Source organism: Deinococcus multiflagellatus (genome assembly GCF_020166415.1).
Taxonomy (GTDB): Bacteria; Deinococcota; Deinococci; order Deinococcales; family Deinococcaceae; genus Deinococcus; species Deinococcus multiflagellatus.
In genome coordinates, this window is the sequence record NZ_JAIQXV010000016.1 from 1 (window position 1) to 20310 (window position 20310).

Genomic DNA, 20310 nt, shown 5'->3' on the forward strand with positions numbered 1-20310 from the left:
TCAAACGCTCTACCCCGCGTACAAGGGCCAGCGGAATCCCAAACCAGATGACTTGGAAGCGCTGCTGGGCCAGGCGGCCACGCTGATGACTCAGGCTGGCGCCATGCCGGCCGCAGCGCCGAATCATGAGGCCGATGATGTACTGGGTACGCTGGCCAGGCGTGCGCCGGGTCCTGTGGTCATCGTGACCAGCGACCGGGATCTGTTGAGCACGGTAACAGACCAGGTGTCTGTGTTTGACCCCCGAACCCGTCAGGTGATGACCCCAGCCGATGTCCAACGCAGATTTGGCGTTCCCCCAGCCCGCATGACCCTCTTCAAAAGTCTTTGTGGTGACGCGAGCGATAACATTCCAGGTGTTCACGGTCTGGGCGAGAAGGGGTCGGCACATCTGGCCCACCTTTACAGCACGGTTGACGAGGTCTTCGCACATGCACCCTCGGTGGAATTGAGGTACCGGAAACCGCTGCTGGCGGCCAATCGCAGCGAGATCGAGCTGTTCTTCCAACTGGTGACTGTCCGGGTGGATGCGCCCGTGGTCCGGGTTCGGTAGGCCTCCGCGTTCGAGCGTCACCCCAGAAGCCTGGGGTGGCGCAGGTCGCCATGTTGCCTCTTCCTCATCTGGCTCATTCCACCGTGACCTCATCGGACGGCCACCGACACAACCAAGCTGTCGTTCAAAGTTTCAGCGCACTGCTGACGCACCTTGAAGACAGTGCAGGCCGGACCCGGCTTGGCCAGTTGCTTGCTCGGCGGGAAACGGCAGTCATTCGGGGCCAGGGCGCACGGCTGCCGCTGGTTCTTTTTGACGGGCGTGCCTACGGCTGGAGCTCTCGTGGATGGCAGCGCACCAGCCTTCAGGCGCGGTCGACCACGATTGTCACGACCTACGATCTGACCCCCAGCCACCTGACTCTGAGCCTGCTGCGGGAGGAACTGACGCCCGAGCGCCTCGCCCTGCTGACGCCGACGTTGATTCGTCGGCCCGCGCAATGTGCGTGTTTGTGTCCACTGACCATCTTGGGTGTCTCTCCCCAGATGGCGGCCGAAATAGAGGCTCAACTCACCCCAGCCGACGAGGTGGCCAGTCGCCAGTGGCGCCCACCTGATCAGCGCGCGTCCGCTGGAGCGGGCGATGGTTTGTGACCTGGATCCGGCCCGCCAAACCCTCGCGCCGCAACTCTCAGACGCAGGGGCAGGTGCCCAGTGGAGGACCGTCATGATTGAGCAGCATCAAGCAGCATTGAATTGGGCCATCCAAGTGGCTGGTGGCATGACCACAAACTTTACCCTGGCCGAACAGCAGCTTCTCCAGAGCGCAGCCCAGAAACTCAAAGACGACCGACCGACCGAACTGACCACTGGCGAGTACCAAGTGCTGGAAGATGTGGTCATGTGTGGCGGCGTCCTGCTGGCTGCGGAAGGCGCCGGCATTCCAATGGGCCTGACCCTGCTGACTGCGCCTCCAGCCGCCGCCATTGACGCGGCGGAACTGTACTGCGCCCGCATGGCCACGGCGCTGGCCGTGGTCTGAAAGCGCCTGTATCTCAACAAACCCTCCCGCCTCACATCCTGGGAGGCGGGAGTTTTGCTGGGCTGCCAGCGCGCCTGTACCTGAAGCGCGCGCAGTATTGGCCTCCCGACACCTGTCCGCCGCAGGTGACCTGGAGACGTCATGGCACACCGTTATAAACCACTGGACACTGAACCCTCGCGCTCCACACAGTGCTTCATGCTTTCTGCTCCTCACCTCGCCCCTTCTTTGAACGTCGCGGCCGCGAATCTGCTCAGCGAACTGCGCCTCTTGCATCCCGATCAACCCGCCACAGTCGAGAGCCTAGTCAGCTTGATGGACGCGGTGACCACCCAGGCCACCAATCTGTTGGTCCGGCACGCCGCCTCCTTCAGTGTGGCCGTGGACCAGACCGGTCAGGATGTGGTGCTGGCGGTGCAAAGTGGCAGATATACCCACGGCCTCAGCGTGCGGGATCTGGCCCGGTCGATGATGTACGTCTCTGCCTCTGGTGACAACCTCCACTTGGCGTTTGAGGAGCAACTGCTCAACCGCGACGACGCCGTGGACGTTCTGCTGCGTCTTTCGGAGACGCCCGTCTGGAACGAACTCTTGACGCAATCCGTGCTGCACACTGTCCGGACTTTGCACCTCATTGCGGAAGAGCAGCTGGATCCCAAAACAGCGCAGCTGATCGCCCTGCAAGATGCCGCAGACGTCACTGGACAGACCCAGATTGCCTGTCAACCTCACTCAAACATCGTGTTCACGCATCCCCCGGCCGCCCGGCACCAGGCTTGACCGCGCGCGCAGCGTTCCCCGGTGCAGGTCACCGGGGGACGCTGCATGGAGCGCGTCACCCTTCGCTGCAGCGAAGGGCTCCAGGTGGGGGTCGGAGGACACTATGGACCAAGTCAAAGCCCAGGGCGTTGCCCCCAGCCACTATCTCCCCACGCCCAATACACATGACAGCTGCCTCTCAGACCTGACTGCGCTCTGGTACCTGGCTGTCAGTCAGGGCAAAGAGCGGGAAGCGCAGGCCCGCGCGGTATTCGCGCAGCATCCAGGCGCAAAAACAGACCTGAAGGCCGCACAGGCCGCGCAACACGGCCTACGCACACTCCTTGGTCTGGCGACCACACCACAGGAGGAGCACGTGCCTACAGCGGGCGTGCCCTTCGAAGCCAGTGGGTCAATGGCTGAGGGGCACGAGGCCGAGGACGCCGTGGTGCCTCTTTCGGAGGACCCGACGCCTCTTCCTTCGGCCGATGCTGAATTGCCGCTCGAGGGCTCTATTGAGAGCGTGGACGAGTCCGGTGACGCGGTCAAGGCCGCTCACGACCGGCTGATCGCGTGGCCCGGCGGTACGCTTGGGGAGGGTCTGATCAGCATGCTCTCGGCCCCTCTGGCGGTAGGCGAGACCGTGCAACTGGTGATCGCCCGAACGTCGGCCGGTCAGATTGTGGCCAGCATCGTTCCTCAGCATCTGGACGGCCAACCGGCTGATCTGCGAAAAGACCTTTCAGGCCGGGGCACACCGCAGGAACTGGACCTTGAATTTCTGGCCGCCCGCCCGCACCATCAGGCAACGCGGCAGACCGTTCAGGAACTGGCAGCTGCCTTGCTGGCCACCACTCAGGCGGTGGCCAGCAAGGCAGCCCAAGCCAGCAAGAAGAAAGCAGAAGAGGCCAAAGCGACCCAGCAGGCGGTGCAGCAGGCGACTCTCATCGTGACACCGAATGTCGAAGGCGCGTCCATCGTGGTTAAGGGTGAAGGCGGTCCATGGACCCCTGGCGCTGGCAAAAGCTGCAAGTTGGGGGCTGGAAAGTACACCGTTCGTGTCGAGGCGGTAGGCCATGATCCAACCGAAGAGGACGTGGTTCTGCGGCCCAAAGAGACAAAGACCATCAAAGTCACTCTCAAGGCCAGGCCTCAAGGTTTGTTCTGAGAAGGAACGTCACCCCGGAGCGCGCTCCGGGGTGATTGCTGTGCAGCTCAAATTCACCGGAGGAATGCCATGTCACACCTTGAAATCGTCCACCGCATCATTCAGTTCGACGGGCGCGAACTGACCGACCTGAACCCCACTGCGTCTGTAGAAGACGTCGTCAAACTCCACGCCCTGACCAATCCACAACTAGTCACGGCTGTCGTTGAAGGCCCGGTGATCCTTGATGGCAAACGCGTCTACACCGTCCAAAAACGCGCGGCGAACAAAGGCTGAGCGCTCATCAGGTCTCGCCACATGGATCAGAACCGCTCCGCTCTACCCGCCAGACGTGCAGTTTGCGCCCGCCCTCGTTCCGGATCAACAGCGGCTCGCTCAGCTGATTGCCCGCGCCCGCTCACAACAGACGCCCCTGCCCATCTCCAGCGAACAGATTCCGATGCTCCCTTGAGCCTGGCGCGTCAGCTGACAGACCTCCCTGTTCAACTGCAGGTGCCATTGACACTTCCACTTCACTGCCCTCACTTCGAGCACCACCGGGTTGCCCTCGCCGCATTGTTTGAGGCGGGGGTTTTGCCTCGCCTCCGGCGCCGCCCCCGTGAAAGTCCCCTGGCCTATACCCGCCGCGCCCTGGAGACCTGGGGTGAGACCCACCACCGCAGTCTGGAAATTCATCTGGACGGCGCAGAGGTGGTCCTTGAAGAGTGCGTGGACTATTTCCGCTACGGCAACAGTGACCTGCAGCCTGAAGTTGACGCTTCTGAGCTGATCATCCGGGCCTACGGGCCAGACGCCGAGTTGTTCTCTGCCGCAGATTTCCTCGACTGCACCCAGCGCATTCACCCCGCCTTGGGCGGCAGCCTGCTGGCCCACCTGGGGCGGGTGTCGGGCAGTGGGTTTGGCATCTTCACCCCTGACCAGGCGTGGGATCTGGCGGAGTCTCATTATTTCTGCTGTGATCAGGGTGAGTTCTGGCAGATGCAGCGGGAGGCAGCCGCAGACGGTTTGGAAAAGCCGGTAGCAGAACTGACCAATGCGGAGTTGAAAACCTTTATCCGGGCGCAGGGCATTCTGACCCCTGGCTCTTTCAAGCGGCAGATAGGTCTGGATGTCTTCCAGGCCGGTCAGCAGCCGCTAAGCCTGGAGGCGATTCACGCAGTCTTGGCGGCAGCACCCATAACAGCGTCTCAGCGGCAGCAGTTTGACCAGCTGCTGACTGGCCTGATGGAATTGAGCGCGTTGACAGCCCGCCTTGACGAAGTGTCCGGCGATGAAACATCCCTCCTTAAGCGGATGCACCAGGCGCCGCACGGCCGGATGGCCGTGGTTCTGGAGATCTGGCCCTGGGAACGCTTGGAGCACCGCTGGGGTCCGCTGCAAGAACTCTTGCGGGAATACGACGATCAGCGCATGCAGGGGAATGAACTTGAGGGTCCCAACTTCGCCATGTTCCTGACAGCGCGCAGCGACAGCGCCAGCCGGTTTCAGGAGGCCACTGAATTGATCAACGATGCACTCATGCTGACCCTGCAGCTGGCGCACCTGGTTGGTGCATGGACGGCCTGAGTTTCGGACCCTCCCGCCCTGACCCTGATGGGCAGGAGGATTATGACTGGCTCACACCGACATCAACACCGACATCAACTCTTCTCAGCGCTCGCTCTGGCGCACGTGTTTGGCCCGCCTCAACACTCCACCTTGCCGCCCCCGCCCCGGCTGGCCTCGGCGCCTGAGCGTGGCAGTCAGGTGGAGTACGAGGAGGCGGCCGACGCAGCGCGGGCCAGTCTTCGGGCAGCTTCCCAAACCCTGCGGGCCACCTTACGAGTAGACCAGCAGGGCTATCTTGATCTCGTCACGCAAGCAGCCCGGCAGCTGGCGACCTGTCAGGAGCGGGCGCAGCACCGGCGAAAACCTCAAACGGATCACCGTGCCAGCACCCAACACCGCCTGGCCCACGTCGCTTTGAGGCTCCAAGAGCACTTCGGATTAAGCGTACCTGCAGAAGAACTGCATGGGTTAGCGGAGCAGTGGCGCACCGCCCCCCCGGTGCGGGTGGTACCTGGAAGCATCGTCCGGCACGTCCCCTATCTCGGGCGCGACCTGTATCCCCTGTACGAAGTTCTTGAGTCGGGCGCCCACTGCCTCATTACGGTGCTCAAGGAGCGCCCGGGTGACTGATTCGCTGCTGGTGCAGATTGTCAAATCCTTTCAGCGAGTCCCTGAAGCTCAGCGCGCGGGCCTGTTGATGGCCCTTCAAGACGCGGCCAGTGTTCATCAGTCACTGCAGTACCTCCGGACGGCCCCTGCGCCGCTGTGTGGTGACACCCTCAAGGCTCACCTCATTCAGTGTTACGCCGTGCGGTGGGGGCTTGAAGATGCCGAAACAGCCACGGTATTGCAAGGTTTTGAAGAACCCGACGTGCCGGCGGCGAATGACCAGGCTGAGGCATTTAGGGCAGCGGAAGATTGGGTGTCGGCTCTGGCCGCAGAACTCTCCACCTATCTGGCCCAGGGTTGGACTGCAGCCGCGCTGGCACAGGCGCTGACTGAGCGGGGACAACGGGTTGGCCGTGGTGTAATCAAACAGTTGGCCCAGGGCCGCCACCTGCACAAAGCCACCAAAGAATTGCGCGCCGCGCTTCTGACCCTCCCTGGCCGGCCGCCAGTGGTCACGGCACAGATCCGTCAGGCCCTCGACCAATACGGCGCAGCACTTGAGCAGTTGGCCTGGACAGGTCCTGAGCAGCTCACGGGGTTTCTGGCCTCTCTTCCCCAAGAAGCCGCTGAGCCAGTGTGGAATCTGGTGGAAACCATCTACGGACAGCCAAGAGCCGACCTGAACCCGCAGTTGGCGCTGCCCGGTCCAGACTATGCCAGTGCAGCGCAGGTGGAGGCCTTGGGTGACCTCACCACCTATCTCCGGGTGCTGGCACAGGGTCAAGCCCTGCAAGAGGAACTGCACCGGATTCAAGAGCTGGGGTGGAGCATGGAGCAGCTCACCCCTTTTCTGCGGCAAGCAGGGTATAGCGGTCCAGCTCTGCACGATCCCCTGGCCATGCCGCTGAATCAATTGTGTGTGGTGACCACACATCTACAGGCTCTGACAGTTGGCCCGCACGAAAGGACGGAAGCTCCACAGGGGGCCGCGCCGCTCAAAATGGCAGAGGCGCGAGAACGCTTTTTGAGCGAGTGGTTTCTGACGCAGACGGTGATTCGGAGCCAGGATATCGCGCCCGTTTTCGGGCTTTCGCTGGCGGAAGCCATGGCCTTTCTGCGCTCCGTCTCCTGGCTTCAACCCGTACGGCAGGGCCTGTTTCGGCGCCGCAGCTAACTGGAGGACCTGAATCTCTCCCCGCACGGCGCTGGATAACACCTCACCCCGGGCACCAGGGTGCCCAAGGTCAGGCACAGGTATGTCTGTTCACCACCCTTACATTGACCCGAACCCCTTGACCCTGCAGATGGCCCTGCTGGTCTATGCCAACCATCAACAGATGGCTGTGATGCGCTCAGAGATCTCCGTGGTCAATGGACAAGCGCAGCTGAATAACGCCGTCGAGGTCACCAACGACACGGTGGCGTCACTCCTGAAGCTCACCAACCGCCGCCCGCTGACTTTGGTGGGTGAGGAGGTGTTGGCGCTGTCGTTTGACGCGTGCGCATGGTTTTCCCCAGCCCAAGAGCGGCCCCTGCTGTTTAACCCGGACCGGGACAAGGGGCTGGCGGAACTGAATGGGCGCGTCTTTCCCATGCCGCCTCTGGTTTTTGTGTCTCGTGGCCAATCCATCAAAATTTACGCCCTGTTCGAAAACAGCAAGCCGAAAGGAACAACAAAACTGGCGCTCGCCCCCTTTTACAACCTCTTTGACGACCACCGCCTGTGTTCTGGCGGGGCTACCCTCCCGTCAGGCGGAGATCCCCAGAACACAGAAGCCTGGGAACGCGTCGTGTTTCAGAGCAATTTCACTCACCGCGCCGGTCAAAAGGTGCGGTGGCACAGCAGCCACACGCATAAAGAACTTTGGGAAGCGGCAGCGCGGCGGGGTGACTTCGACCCCACCTGGCTGCTCCCTGCGGATCTGACCCTGGAAGAAGCAGTCCTGCAAAGCGCTTAGAAGGTGGTGTCCGAAGTGGGGCAGAGGTCACCCTGGCACCCGGTGCCAGGGTGCTCGGTGCCCATGCCAAAGTCGATCCCTTCTGCCCAACCCTGGGCACTGCACAAAAACCTGCTCGGCACCAAACCACTCAGCGTGGCGCTTGTTGGCGTGGGTGGCACCGGCTCAGAAGTGATGACCATCCTGACTCAGATGCACGCCGCACTGGTTGCCAAAGGGCGAGGAGGTCTGTACGTGCACGTGTTTGATCCAGATACGGTCTCAGAAGCGAATATCGTGCGCCAGCGGTATCACCACGCCGATTTGGGTCGGAACAAAGCCGAAGTCCTGGTCCGGCGGGTCAATCTGGCTTGTGGACTGAACTGGCGCAGCTACGCCCGCAAGTTTGACGGCGCCGCCGCTCGGGACTCATGGGACATCGTCTTGTCCTGCGTGGACACCCGCGCCGCGCGCGCGGCGCTTCACAAGGCCGCGTTCGCCTCGGGTCTCAGAAGCTGGCAGCTGTGGCTTGATTTTGGAAACATGGCTGACTACGGTCAGTGTGTGCTCGGTACGCCGCGTTCGCGCCAGCACGCATTGACCAACCCGTTGCCCTGCGCCACGGAACTTCATCCTGACCTGATTGATCTGACCGTGCCCGATGACGACGTGCCCAGTTGCTCTGTGCTGGAGGCCCTGAGCAAGCAAAATCTGATGGTCAACAAGATGGTGGCCACTCTTGGCATGCAGCTGCTCTGGGATGGCCTATGGACGGGGAAACTTCAGTACCACGGGTACTACTTTAATTTTGCGACGGGGCAGGCGGTGGCCCTGCCCGTTCCCCTGCCGACCCGGCGCCGGACGGTCCGGCAGGTCTCTGGCGCGGCCGCCTAGCGCGATGTCGGATATTTCATATCGTCCCGCAGTCTCGCGCAAACACCGTCAGTGGCATGACCAAGCGCCGCACGATGTGCTCTGCCGTCCTCCTCACCGCATGTGTGACTGCCTGTGGAGAAACCCCCAAGACCCCCGAGTACACCCCTGAACCCGCTTTCTCGCTCGCTCGGGCTGCTCTGGCGCCAGACGTCTTCGAAACCAGAGAAGCGCAGGCCCTGACAGTCATCAATGCGGCCAGGGCACAAGGGATTACCTGCGTGTCCGCCACTGGTGTCAAAACGGCGTATCCCCCTGCTGGCGCTCTCACTTTTGAAGGTCACCTGCAGCGGGCAGCGGAGTGGCACGCTCAGGACATGCGTGACCGAGCCTATATCGCGCACCAAGCCCCTGCGCCCGCGCCCTACGGTGCAGACCCGATTGACCGGGTTCTGCGTGCAGGCTACCAGCCACCCAAAGGTTTCCGGAATGGTGAAAATCTGGCTCTGGGCTACCGCAATCCGCAAGAAGTGGTGCAGGCGTGGCTGGACAGCAAACAGGGTCACTGCGAGACCCTCGCGAGGAAGGACTACGTCGATATCGGCGTGGCGGCCGTGGACAACTTCTGGGCTCTTGAGGTGGCCAGCCCCCTATAAAGACGAAGCAGACTCATGGGCGCTGTCCTTGTTAGGACGGCGCCTTTTCTGTGAGGACTTTGGCCGGACCCTTTCAGAGGGGCAGACCACCGCCTGGTCTCGGCAGAGGTGCCAGGCCACGCTCTGAGCCATGGGCCAGAGGCATCACCGCACCCCTGATGAAGTTCAGGGCAGAGGCTCTAACTCATCGCCTGCTGGAGCCTTCACGGCCTGACCAGTCCGGCTGTCGATGACGGTGATGGCGTAGCTCAACCCAACATGAGTCGATAAGGCATGCAGGTGCCGTGGTGGAATGCGGCGCTCTCCTTTCACCAACTGGCGGATGAACGGCGCAGTCACTCCAAGCGCGGTGGCGATTTTTTTGACCTGAGGATCGCGGGCCGGCAACTGGCGGAGCCTGCAAGAAATCAGCTGCTCAAACTCGTCGACAGTCATCTTCGCTTCAGTGTAAGCAGCGGAGGCCTGGCAGGGGCTTGCGCCGGGCCCGTCCTTGGATTACCCTTCCATTCAAAGCAAATGCTTTGAATGGTGCCCTGGTCTGTTCCAGGTGCCCAGAAGGAAACTCCCCATGACGACGCCTGCAACGCAAAATTCCCGTAATCCTCAACGCCTCCAACGCTGCATCCTCAACCTGGCCTACCGTCCTGGGGGAATCACACTGCGTCAACTTGCCAAGCTCTTGGGGCTTGGCCTGAGTGATGTGAGCACCTGCATCTATGGGCTGCTGATGGATGGACGCTTGTTTGAAACGCGTACCGATCGTCAGACGAGTTACCACACGGCTGTGGTTCACCTGGATCCCGGTCTCGAACAAGCCGGGGTCACGCAGCCCATGGTGAGTTACCTTGACCGCGGCGGACGATCGGAAACAGCTCAGCGCCTGGCACAACAGTTCGGTCTTGCCGTGGCCGTGGCCCGGGCCAATCTTGAGCGGGCGGTGGTCAATGGGCTCCTGGGAGCCCGGAATGTCGGATCCTTGCGCCTGTACACCACTGAGTCGCGCGCCACTTGAGCGGTCAGTGCAAGCGACTATTCTGACAAAGTCATACGCGGCCGGACCATAGCGCATGTCGGTGGTTCCTATCAGTTTCTCACATGCCTTGGAGTTGCGCTGGAGCAGCCTCGTCGTCGATGCTCACGCCCGGACACTCAAAGTGCTCAACGTTCGCTTAACGAACCCCCACCTGCCGAGGACTGGTCACCCAGCGGCCAGGAAACTGCCTTGGACCCCCCAGACGCTTTACTACGGCCTGTCCCGGTACGAAGAGTTGCGCCAGTGGGCAGCCCAGCATCACCTGCGAGTCCCTGAGGAGCACCAGGACATTGCGGGGGCCCGCGGTCGCCGAGGTGGCACGCTGACAATGGAGGCGGGCCGACTGGTGCTTCGCGGCGTCATAGATCCTGACCGCGACGTTGCACTCCGTGGCGTGCGCTCCCGACGTGTTTTGCAACGGGTGCAACTCTTTGACCTGTTTGATCTGGCGATCTTGCGGGTGTACTGCCACCAGCACGGAATTGAGCTGCTGGCCAATGTCCCAGCAGACCGCGCGGCATACGAGGCTGATCTGGCAGCGTGCCGCGTTGAACAGGCGGCCCGGGCCGCTGGACACCATTTGCCGGCGGTGGCTGGCGCTGTGATCAGCCGCTTGCACGCGGATCTCTTGGAGCGCGGCCTGCAGCCTGCACTGGTTACCGAGGTGCTGGAGCGGCGGGTGTTGGAGCGGGACCACACACCGGCGTTCGCCAGTGCGCTCGAACGTCATCATGCAGGCATGCGACGACTTCTGATGTCGCCTGTCATGGATTCACCGGGTTCCCCACGCTCCTGGGTTCGCTCAACCAGATTGGGGACGTTGACAGGCGCAGGCAATTAGACCTGTCTGAAGGGCAGCGCCGCAGGGCACGGTCATGGGTGTCCGGTCATTTCGGCAAGTGGCTGGTGTATGACCTTGCTTTTCCCTCCTGGCATCAGCAGCATGCATATCACGTGTCTGGGAGCACTTCTCTCCCCACCTTTCCGGTTCCCGAGGCTCTTATGAAAATACTGTCCACTGCCGTGATTTCGCTGCTCCTGCTCTGCTGTGTGTCAGCGGGTGCAGCCGCATTGCCCGCAGCTCCCCAGCCTCTGGGTGCACCAGTCACCTGCACCAGTGCCCTGGCGCCCGTGATCAGCCGCGTTCCCAGCACTCTGCCCCTGCCCGCAGGGGTCACTGGCCGCGTCAGCTTTTATGTCGCTGAGTACGACAACAAAACGAAGTTGCCTCTTCGTGCCCTTGTCCTCGGCGATCCTCAGGCAGTGCATCCGCTGGCCAGCCTCTTCAAGCCGCTGATTGTTCAGGCCCTGTTTCAAGACGTCGATGCGGGGAAAGTCAAGCTCAATGCGACGTATACGACGACAGCGGCCAACCGCTCCATCGAGCTCTATCCCCCAGGCACCAACAGCCTACAGGTCCTGGCCAAGCGGGCCATCTATCAGAGTGACAACACGGCTTCTGACATCCTGCACCTGGCTTACGGTCCTGAGCGGCTAGCCCGCGCGGTAAGACTCCAGAGTCCCTGCACCTCTGTACTCCTTACCACCAAGGCGTGGTGGGGTGCTCAGGCTGGTCTGATTCCATCCGTGATGACGCGCGATACGGCCGCTGGTGCCAGAGCGTACGGTGCGCAGCCGTTTGAGCAGCGTGTGCAGACCGCCAAAGCCCTGATTGCCGCTTCCCAGAAGCTCACAGGACCATCGGTCGAGCAACAACTCGACGTGTATTTCCATGGCCCGACCTACGCCAGCGACATGGAACTGAACATTCAGAACACCAGCACAGCCAGCGCCTACACCGATCTGATGTACCGGACGCTATCCGGGAACGCCCTCAAGACCCAAACGCGCGCGGCGTTCCGCACCATGCTGGCCACTGGATGCTGCCGCCCCAAAGCACCGAAATTCAACGCCACGTACTGGGCCGGAAAGGCAGGGAGTGGCTGGGGCATTTTGACGCTCACGGGTTACGTGGAAGGCAAGGACGGCCGTGTATACGCGTACACCTATCTCAATGATGGCAGCGTAACCACAGACTCAGAAGACATGGAGCTGCAAATTCGCCCTGTCGTGTTGTGGATTGAACAAAATCTGCTGGCGCTCCAGGCCCGCCGGTGACCCTGATTCGGCGGGACATCCTGCTGGCGCGACTTTCAGGCGCCACGGGTCATGTCCTGCTGTGTGCGCCTGCAGGCTACGGCAAAACCGCTGCGCTGGAGCAGTGGGCACAAGGCCGGACCGACACTGTTCTGGTCAAGGCTCTGGCCACAGACACCGTCGCCACCATCACCGCGCGTGCGCGCGCGATTGCACCCGACCACCGCGTGTGTTTGATTGACGACGCCCACCGCTTACCGCCAGAAGAGGTGGCAGCACTTCTCAAAATTCCCTCGAGTCTTCGCCAGTTGATGCTGGCGGTCCGGCATATTCAGTACCCACGGGTGCAACTGCTGCTTCAAAAGCGCGAACTGACCCTTTTTGACGCCGCTGACCTGGCCTTGAGCACGGGTGAGATTGCCAGGTTAGATGGCGCCGGCAACGTTCAGGACCTGGTGGCACAGACCCTGGGATGGCCAGCCCTTATCGGGGTGTCTCTGCATCCCCACGGGGACGTCGCCGCCTATCTGGATGATCTGTGGCACGACCTTGACGAAAGCATGCAGGAGCACCTCAGTGACGTCACCATCCAGAACCGCTGGGATACGTTCCTGCTGGTCATGCAGCGTGAGGGACAACTCAGCAACTTGTTGAACAGCGGCTTTCCTGTTATCCCGGTGGGGGGCCGGACCGAAGTTCATCCTGCCATGCGCCGGCACCTTCAAGAGCGTGAAGGCCTCGGCCTGGTTGAAGTGCGTCAGCAAGACACGGCGGTGCAGGACCTGCTCGATCTGGCTGGCCGCATCACCCCCAACGAGCTTGTCGAGTTGGTACAGGCTTTTTTTGAGCGGTACGGTGAAGATGATCAGGACATCGGCAAAAAGATTCAGCTGCTCGGGCATATCCCCCTGCAGACGCTGCCTCCCACCTTGCGGGATATCTATGCCAGTTACCTGATTACCAATGGCAAGACCCAGGATGCCGAGTATGTTCTGTTGAAACAAAGAGAATTTGAGGCAGATACTTCGCGAACGTATATTCTTCTCGGACGTCTGGCAAGTCGAGCCAATAATCTGGAAACGTGGGCACAGGTTCTTCATATGGCGCTTGAGCGCGCCCAGACAAATGAAGACTATTCCCGGTATTATGCCTATCTATCCAATTATTATGTGAGATGCAACCGCTATGAAGACGCAGAAGAGGCCGCACAAACCAATCTTCAATATGCGATTCGTTCCCGGAGCCTGAGTCAACATTTTAACGCGTTGAGCAATGTTGCATATGCCCGGCAGATGAAAGGTAACATGTTGGGCGCCAAAGATTCCGTCCTGGAAGGTCTTGATCTGGCTGAACGGGAAGGCAATCGCTTTTTGCCCCACGCAACATACATGATGTATCAGTTGAGTGAAATTCTCAAAGATACAGGTGAATTTGACGGAGCACTTGATCTGATTCAGCGGGGTTTAAGTATTCAGCACGCCAATCTGGCGAGTGTGCCCTACCTTTATAACACCCGTGGGCTCATCTATATGGAGTTTGGCCGTCTAGAGGATGCGTTGATGGCTTTTGAAGCTTCAATTGAAGCATTCACGGCGCGCCGCAACGTCCTTGGCCTTCTCATGCCGCATACCTTTGCCACCTATGCCCTGTACCGCCTGGGCTGGTTGGAGCGCATAGCTGAACATAGGCGTGCGCTGCGGGACGTGGTGCACCGTGTGACAGCCACCCGCGCGGAGTACACGGAGCCTGACGCCTACCTGCCCCTGGTGGAAGGCATTCACGGTCTGGTCAGGGGAGAGCACGAGAATGCGCTCGCTGCCTTCGAGTCTATTGCGCTCCAAGGGCGAGAAACGTATGACAGTGTTCTGCTGTCCCTGCTCCTGGCTGGCCGCGTGCGTGTGCAGCAAGGCACTTACACCAGGGCCCACGCCGAACAACTGGTGGCCATCTTGGACAAGCGGGGGAGCAGCACGGATGTCACGGCGCGGATGTACCGGGGTGATTTCGAGGAGGTCTATCGCGCCTGTCTGGAGCTGGGGGTGGCCCCAGAACGGTTCCGCCGCATCCTGGAAATTCCTGAGCCTCAGCTGGCTGAGCGACCAGCATATCCGCTAGATCCGCGGCGGAATGCCCAAAAGTCCATGTCGATGCTCCGTCACTTACTCAAGCAGCTTGACCCGGAAGTGGAGCGGAGCCTTCTGTCACTCAAACATGACCCACGAGGCTACCGCACCGAGCAAACGTTAGCCGTCCATTTGAAGGCGGATATTGACCCTTATCTGAGCGTGGACTTCAGTCCAGAAAATTCAAATCGAATGGAGCTTGAGGGGCTGCTATCCCACATTGCGGCGTTCCTGCCTGGGCTTCCAGAAAGCGTCTTCGCCCAGCAGGTCAATGCCGTGCTGGAAGACCGGACGGTGGCTGTTGCTCTGCACCTGGCCCAAAGTTACGAGCAGCAGGGTGAATTCCAGTCAGCGGCGCGCGTGCTGTTGCTTGGCCTGCGGTTCGTACCTGACCCCGAGTTGGGTGTTCACCTGAGCCATATGGTGCCGCTTCTTCCAGCCGCCTTTCGCGGACCGGTCCAGCAGGTGCTCTACCTGCTCAGTGGAGACGGCAATCAAGCCCTGGGGGACGTGATAACTGACGCCCTGATTGCCATGTAAGTGTGTCCAGGCGCCAGGATTTTTCATGGAACAACGTCAGCGTAGCTTGAAGGCGTTCAGCGAGTCCCCAGGTGGGACCTGAGCATCCCGGCGAATCGAGGCCGGGCAAAACGCGCCGTCTGACACCCCCCGCTCCACCTTTCCGGGGGGTTTTGTGATGTTCAGTATCATTGGCCGCTCGAAGATCAGCAGGTGGTTCCAAGCGCGGACCGCCGCACGCCTGGGTTGCGCATCAGAACGAAAAAAACTCTCGCGCTTGCGAGTCTTCAGGGTATGCGACGCACCTTCCTTCATGCTGACCGAGACACTTTTTCTCAGGATCAGAAAGAGCAAGCCATCCTCCTGTCCAAAGGAGAAGATGGAACCGCGCTGAGTGACGTCATGTCCAAGACTAGGCTGGGCCGCACCGCCGCCATGAGCCTCCTTAAACAACTGGAAGATGGCGGCATTCTCTACAGCACTTATGACCGAACACGGCGGCATCTTCGGTACAGATTCGACGGCTTTGACATTGACACCAGCGAGGTGTCGAAGGAACTCGAAGCCCTGCTCATCAGTACGCTGTCGACTGGACCTGCCACAGCCCCTCAGCTGGCCACAGCGCTGAGGCTGCCGTACGGTCAGGTGAAGTCAACCCTGGAATGGCTCCGGAGCAGTGGCATTTTGTTTGGGCCCCGCACGCAGAATGCCAGGATCTATTACTCAGCTGCCCAGGAAACGAACACCGTTGTCGCCAGCACAGGCTGAATGCCTCGAACCCTCGCGCTCCTAGCGTACAGCCATGTCAGACGAGGCGAACCGACAGCTATCCCCCGAACCGATAGATCCAAAGCGGCGCACCCTGCTGCTCGCCAGCATGACAGTGGGCGCCCTCCTCCTGGCCACTGTCATGCTGCTGCCCAGTGGAAGCGAGGACCGCGCCGTCCATACCTTCAGCACAGCAGATCGGCCTGTCTTGGGCCAGGCCGGCGTGGGGGCCCAGATTGTCCTTTTCAGCGACTACAAGTGTCCCAACTGCCGTGACTTCGAGCACCGGCACCTCCCGCTCATTGAGCAGCAGTTGGTCAAAACAGGTCAGGCGCATGTGGTGTTTCTCCAGTCGCCCTTTCTGGCGCCCGACAGCCTGACCGCCAGCGTGGCCGCAGAGTGTGCTTTTCAGCAGGGCAGCGCTCAGTTTCTGAAGTACAACGCGGCTCTCTATGCCGAACAAGGTGACGAGCGCGCCGCCTGGGCTACACCGCAACTGCTGCGGCGAGTAGCCAGGGCTGTGGGGCTCAATCTTCCCGCTTATGACCAGTGTGTCATCGGTCCAGTTGCAGGGGCGACCGTGAATTCTGATCTCGAACAGCACAAGGCAGCCGGGATGCTCGGAACACCAACCGTCTTTGTCAATGGCCGGCGGACACCAGCCGGAGTGAAAGAGATTCGGGCTGCGCTGAACGCGGCGCCGTAAGCCTCTAGCCACCAGACCCTCGCGCCAAGAAGGTATACATCATGCGAACAGTTCTGCTCACCCTCGCGCTTCTCGGTTCTTTCGCCCAGGCTCAGTCAGGCACGTCCCAGCCCTCAACCACGAAGACGCCTGAAGCCATCGTTGATGTGCCTGCTGGACATTGGGCCAGAGCAGGTGTTGACCTCCTGGTCCGGAAAGGCTTGATTCTGGGATATCCAGACGGCACGTTCCGGGGCAATCAGGCCATCTCGCGGTATGAGGCGGCGACCATCTTCGCTCGCCTACTGGCTCAGAACGTCTTTCAGTTGCCCAGTGTGCAGTCGCAACTCACCGTGGCCGACCTCGACGTTCTGGCCAAGGCTGTTCAAGAACTCGCTCTTCAGATCACGACCGTAAACACCAGACTCACAGACGTGGTCGGCGACGTCGACCGAATTCGTGAACGCCTTGGGTTGGTGGAGCGCACCTTGCAGCAGGTGGTCCAGGTGGCGGCCACCAAAACGGAGGTGGAGGCCGTAGCCGCGTCCAGCGCCACCAAAGCAGAGCTCAGCGCGGTTCAAAATGCTGCGGCGCAGAAAGCGGACGTTGCGGCGCTGGAAGCACGTATTGCGGCGTTGGAGCAGGAGAACAAGGCAGCTAAAGCGGCACTGGAGCAGGCCAAACCTGCCCCGGCACCTGCGCCGGCACCCTCCACTCCAGCCCCGGCAGATCTGCCCAACGTAACGTTCCGGCCGGATGTGCCCGCGCAGACCTTCGCTGGCGGGGGGGTCTCCAAATCGTTGCAGGACGGTTTGGCGTATCACGCCGTGGTTGGGCGCAACAACCTGATCGGGGACATGGGGCTGCGCGCGACGGCTGAGTATAGTGCCGCCGCAAAGGCGTACAGTCTCCAGCTCAACGCGACCCGCGCTTTTGGGAGTACCGACGGGCTCTTCCAACCGTACGTGGGGTTGGGCGGAGGCCTGCTGGTCAGCCCAGGCCGCACGGCACCGGCCTCTGGCCAGGCCGACGGCTACCTCAACGTACTGGGCGGGGTCAAATATGCCTTCACCGAGACGCTCAGCATCTTCGCTGAAGTGGACGGCCGCTATTACTTGAGCAATAAAGGCACTGGGACCGGGTTGGCCACGGACAGCAGCCGGGGAATCGGTGCAGGCGTGCGCCTGGGTGCTCATCTGAACTTCTGAAGGTGGCTGGGTGGGGGCGGGCGCGTCAAGCGCCCGCCCCTGACTTGTCCTACGGTTGTTGTGCTTGACGCCTCCGCCCCTGCGCCCGCACCCTGAAGGCATGACCGCCACGAACGCACCCCAACCACACCTCGCGTCCGTGCATAACCAACAGGCCTTCGCGATCTGCATCACCTCCACGTTGCAACTCCTTGGAGCGATTGAATTCGCGCCCGTGATAGGTCAGGCTCCGCCGCCCCGCGACCATCTAGAGGCCTACGCAGATCAACTGGAGCGGCATTCACAGGATGTGGCGGCCCTCGCCGGATCTCCCCGTGCCGACGTCATCTCGTCTGGGCGAGCCTGGTACAGCGAGGTCAGTCGCGTGCGGCGCTCCCCCCTCCAGGCGGCCTATCACGCCCTGCACTCCGCTGCCTGGTTGGGCCTAGAAAATGGCGTCAACGCAGCGTCGATGTTGGCAGGTGTGGCTGCTGCCTTGCGTGACCTGGCCCAGCTTCAGGAAAGGACCGTCCATTGAGCGTTGCGTCTTGGCCGGCTGTGAACGATCCACTGGTGTACGGCGCTGATTCAACGCCGGGCATTGTGGCCGTCCATGCCGATCTTTCCGGCCGCGCCCTGATCTGGCGCCGCGAAAATCAGCAGGTCAGATTAGAGCGCGCCCGCTTCCGCTCTTGGCTGTATGCGCGTGATCTGGCGGATGTTGAACATCTCGGCGCTCGGCTGGCGGGAGACGATGACCAGGCCCCGTTCAGCGTGCGCGAGTTGTCAGGCTCTCCTGGCAGCCTGCGGTATCTACTCAGCGCACACGACGGCCGAACTTTGCGGCAGGCGGTACTGACAGGGGCGCAGCGGCGTCTTGGCCGGCGCGTAACCAGCCTGCATGACCTCTCGGGCTACTACAGTGTTGGCGCAGTGGAGCAGTACCTCATGACCTCTGGGCGCACCTATTTCAAAGGTTTGGCCTTTGACGACGTGCACCGCCTGCAGTTTGACCTGGAAACCACCAGTTTGACGCCAGAGACTGGCCGCATCTTTATGGCAGCCATCCGGGACAACCAGGGCTTTGAGCAGGTTCTTGAAGCTCCGCAGCCAGAAGACGAGTCCGCGCTGATCCGCATGCTCATGCAGGTCATTACCAGCCGTAACCCTGACGTCATTGAGAACCACAATGTGATGCGCTTCGACTTGCCCTACCTTCTGGGCCGTGCCAAGGCACACGGCCTGGCACCGAACTTCAGCCGCCCCGGTGGTCCAGCTGGATTGTGGCAGGTTCAGGACGGCCGGTCATCGCCGCACTGGGCCTGCGCGGGCCGAGAAATTGTTGACACGCTGGACGCCGTGCGCCGCCTGGATCTGCCCTCCATGGGGCTCAAGGCCGTCTCTCAGCACCTGGGCCTTGCGCCGGCAGATCGGGTGTACCTGGAAGGAGCTCTGATCGCCCAGACTTACCAGACGGACCCTGAAAGGGTGCGCCGCTACGCCTTGCAAGACGTCGAAGAGGTGGACGCCTTGGCGCGCCAAGTGTTGGCCCCCTCGTTTGCCTTGGCCCAGATGGCACCCCGGCCGTATCACCGCCTGCCCTACGCCGGTACGGCCACTGGAATGCTTGAACCGATGCTGGTGCGCGCCTACCTACAAGCCGGACACGCCCTTCCTGGCTCCCCAGAGCGAACCACCACACCCCACAAGGGCGGTGCAGTCGAACTGTATGCCGAAGGGGTGCTGACCCACGTCGTCAAAGCGGACGTGGCCAGCATGTATCCCAGCATCATTCGTCACGACCGAATTGGGTCGGCGGCCGACCCCCTGGGCGTGTTTCTCCACCTCATGGATCATCTGACGGCTCTGCGCCTCCACCACAAGGCTGCGGCGAAACGGGGCGAACACGGCGAACACGATGCTATCCAAGGGGCCATGAAACTGGTCGTTAATTCGGGATACGGGTATCTCGGCGCTGGCCGTTTGGCCCTGTTCGGTGACCAGCAGGCCGCTGACCGGATTACTGCCCGGGGCCGCGAGTTGCTGGGCACAGTGGTGCGGGCCCTTCAGGCTCGTGGCGTGACGCTTATCGAAGCGGACACGGACGGGGTCTTCTTCGCCACACCAGAGGCCTGGACAGAAGAGCAGGAGCGACACCTGATTGCTGAAGTGGACGCTTCCTTGCCGGACGGTATTGCCCTGGAATTTGATGGTCGCGCCCAGGCCATGCTCAGTCACGAGATCAAAAATTACGTGCTCCTGCGGTATGACGGACGCCTGGAACTGCGCGGCGCCGCGTTTGAATCCAGCCGGACCGAATCGTATGGCCGGGCCTTTTTGCATCAAGCGCTGCGCTGCCTCCTGTCTGGCGATGTTCCAGGCGTCCGTCAGGCATACCTCAAGGCCCTGAACAACCTGGAGGCGCGCGCCTGCACAAACGCCGACGTGGCCAGCCGCGTGCGGCTCACCAAGTCACCCGAGGCCTATGCCGGAACGCGCCCGACCCGCAAGGAGGCGGCATATGAAGCGCTGACCGTCTTGAAGCGGTCATGGCAGCCAGGTGAACGGGTCACGCTGTATCACCGCGCGGGGCATGGTCTCACACCACTGGATGTCAACCCAGAGGGCCGGGATTACGATGTGAGCCATTACGCAGGGGCGCTGATCGGTGGGTACGCCTCGCGCCTGCGCAAAGGCCTGAATCCAGAGGATTTCCGGCAGATCTTCAATCACGCGGGCCAGCCTGGTCTCTTTGATCGGCCGTTCGACGAGATGAAACCTCAGTGGTCTGCACTTTGACGCCTTGACATTCGC

22 protein-coding genes are annotated in these 20310 nt (G+C 61.4%); 19 read left to right on the top strand and 3 right to left on the bottom strand.

Annotated features, from left to right (window positions below; genetic code table 11):
- The 7 genes from K7W41_RS16520 to K7W41_RS16550 form a co-directional block, all read left to right on the top strand.
- A partial coding sequence (locus K7W41_RS16520; protein WP_224610773.1) for a 5'-3' exonuclease occupies nt 1–553 on the top strand: 553 nt, incomplete at its 5' end.
- Between the two features lie 35 nt (nt 554–588).
- Nucleotides 589–1146 carry a hypothetical protein gene (locus K7W41_RS16525; RefSeq protein ID WP_224610775.1) on the top strand — a complete coding sequence of 186 codons (558 nt, stop codon included), beginning with the start codon at nt 589–591 and terminating at the stop codon, nt 1144–1146.
- A 127-nt stretch (nt 1147–1273) separates the two neighbouring features.
- Nucleotides 1274–1534 (top strand): hypothetical protein, encoded by a 261-nt coding sequence (locus tag K7W41_RS16530; RefSeq protein ID WP_224610777.1) that lies wholly within the window; start codon nt 1274–1276, stop codon nt 1532–1534.
- Nucleotides 1535–1732: 198 nt separating this feature from the next.
- A complete protein-coding gene (locus K7W41_RS16535; RefSeq protein WP_224610779.1) occupies nt 1733–2314 on the top strand; it encodes a hypothetical protein in 582 nt (193 codons plus the stop codon).
- Between the two features lie 103 nt (nt 2315–2417).
- The gene (locus tag K7W41_RS16540) at nt 2418–3461 is read left to right on the top strand and encodes a PEGA domain-containing protein (protein WP_224610781.1); all 1044 of its coding nucleotides are present in this window, start codon (nt 2418–2420) and stop codon (nt 3459–3461) included.
- A 69-nt stretch (nt 3462–3530) separates the two neighbouring features.
- On the top strand, nt 3531–3737 hold the full coding sequence (locus K7W41_RS16545; protein ID WP_224610783.1) for a PRTRC system protein C: 207 nt from the start codon (nt 3531–3533) through the stop codon (nt 3735–3737).
- A gap of 171 nt (nt 3738–3908) precedes the next feature.
- Nucleotides 3909–5027 (top strand): hypothetical protein, encoded by a 1119-nt coding sequence (locus K7W41_RS16550; protein WP_224610785.1) that lies wholly within the window; start codon nt 3909–3911, stop codon nt 5025–5027.
- Between the two features lie 252 nt (nt 5028–5279).
- Here the strand turns inward: K7W41_RS16550 and K7W41_RS16555 are convergent, their stop codons facing one another.
- Nucleotides 5280–5441, bottom strand: a complete 162-nt coding sequence (locus tag K7W41_RS16555) for a hypothetical protein (RefSeq protein ID WP_224610786.1) — start codon at nt 5439–5441, stop codon at nt 5280–5282.
- A gap of 190 nt (nt 5442–5631) precedes the next feature.
- On the opposite strand from K7W41_RS16555, the gene K7W41_RS16560 reads away from it, so the two are divergent.
- The 4 genes from K7W41_RS16560 (at nt 5632) to K7W41_RS16575 (ending at nt 9084) form a co-directional block, all read left to right on the top strand.
- Complete coding sequence (locus K7W41_RS16560) at nt 5632–6792, top strand: hypothetical protein (RefSeq protein ID WP_224610796.1); 1161 nt, start codon at nt 5632–5634, stop codon at nt 6790–6792.
- Nucleotides 6793–6910: 118 nt separating this feature from the next.
- The gene (locus K7W41_RS16565; RefSeq protein ID WP_224610797.1) at nt 6911–7576 is read left to right on the top strand and encodes a hypothetical protein; all 666 of its coding nucleotides are present in this window, start codon (nt 6911–6913) and stop codon (nt 7574–7576) included.
- Between the two features lie 63 nt (nt 7577–7639).
- Nucleotides 7640–8449: a PRTRC system ThiF family protein gene (locus K7W41_RS16570; RefSeq protein ID WP_224610799.1), complete on the top strand. Its 810-nt coding sequence runs from the start codon at nt 7640–7642 to the stop codon at nt 8447–8449.
- Between the two features lie 56 nt (nt 8450–8505).
- Nucleotides 8506–9084 carry a CAP domain-containing protein gene (locus tag K7W41_RS16575; protein WP_224610801.1) on the top strand — a complete coding sequence of 193 codons (579 nt, stop codon included), beginning with the start codon at nt 8506–8508 and terminating at the stop codon, nt 9082–9084.
- Between the two features lie 165 nt (nt 9085–9249).
- On the opposite strand, the gene K7W41_RS16580 is transcribed toward K7W41_RS16575, so the two are convergent.
- On the bottom strand, nt 9250–9519 hold the full coding sequence (locus K7W41_RS16580; protein WP_224610804.1) for a helix-turn-helix domain-containing protein: 270 nt from the start codon (nt 9517–9519) through the stop codon (nt 9250–9252).
- 133 nt (nt 9520–9652) lie between these two features.
- Between K7W41_RS16580 and K7W41_RS16585 the strand changes: the two genes are divergently transcribed.
- Nucleotides 9653–10096: a hypothetical protein gene (locus K7W41_RS16585; protein ID WP_224610807.1), complete on the top strand. Its 444-nt coding sequence runs from the start codon at nt 9653–9655 to the stop codon at nt 10094–10096.
- 157 nt (nt 10097–10253) lie between these two features.
- Here K7W41_RS16585 and K7W41_RS16590 read toward each other — a convergent pair whose 3' ends face one another.
- Entirely contained in the window at nt 10254–10850 is a 597-nt protein-coding gene (locus K7W41_RS16590; RefSeq protein ID WP_224610809.1) for a hypothetical protein, read from the bottom strand.
- Nucleotides 10851–11248: 398 nt separating this feature from the next.
- On the opposite strand from K7W41_RS16590, the gene K7W41_RS16595 reads away from it, so the two are divergent.
- From K7W41_RS16595 to K7W41_RS16625, 7 genes are all read left to right on the top strand, one after another.
- Entirely contained in the window at nt 11249–12235 is a 987-nt protein-coding gene (locus K7W41_RS16595; protein WP_224610811.1) for a serine hydrolase, read from the top strand.
- Nucleotides 12232–14877, top strand: a complete 2646-nt coding sequence (locus K7W41_RS16600; RefSeq protein WP_224610814.1) for a hypothetical protein — start codon at nt 12232–12234, stop codon at nt 14875–14877. The genes K7W41_RS16595 and K7W41_RS16600 overlap by 4 nt, the downstream gene beginning before the upstream one ends.
- Before the next feature lie 273 nt (nt 14878–15150).
- Nucleotides 15151–15624 carry a hypothetical protein gene (locus tag K7W41_RS16605; RefSeq protein ID WP_224610816.1) on the top strand — a complete coding sequence of 158 codons (474 nt, stop codon included), beginning with the start codon at nt 15151–15153 and terminating at the stop codon, nt 15622–15624.
- 34 nt (nt 15625–15658) lie between these two features.
- A complete protein-coding gene (locus K7W41_RS16610; protein WP_224610818.1) occupies nt 15659–16330 on the top strand; it encodes a DsbA family protein in 672 nt (223 codons plus the stop codon).
- Nucleotides 16331–16371: 41 nt separating this feature from the next.
- A complete protein-coding gene (locus K7W41_RS16615; protein WP_224610820.1) occupies nt 16372–17517 on the top strand; it encodes an outer membrane protein in 1146 nt (381 codons plus the stop codon).
- Nucleotides 17518–17617: 100 nt separating this feature from the next.
- Nucleotides 17618–18034: a hypothetical protein gene (locus K7W41_RS16620; RefSeq protein WP_224610822.1), complete on the top strand. Its 417-nt coding sequence runs from the start codon at nt 17618–17620 to the stop codon at nt 18032–18034.
- A 20-nt stretch (nt 18035–18054) separates the two neighbouring features.
- Entirely contained in the window at nt 18055–20295 is a 2241-nt protein-coding gene (locus K7W41_RS16625; protein WP_224610824.1) for a 3'-5' exonuclease, read from the top strand.
- The last annotated feature ends 15 nt before the right edge of the window (nt 20296–20310 follow it).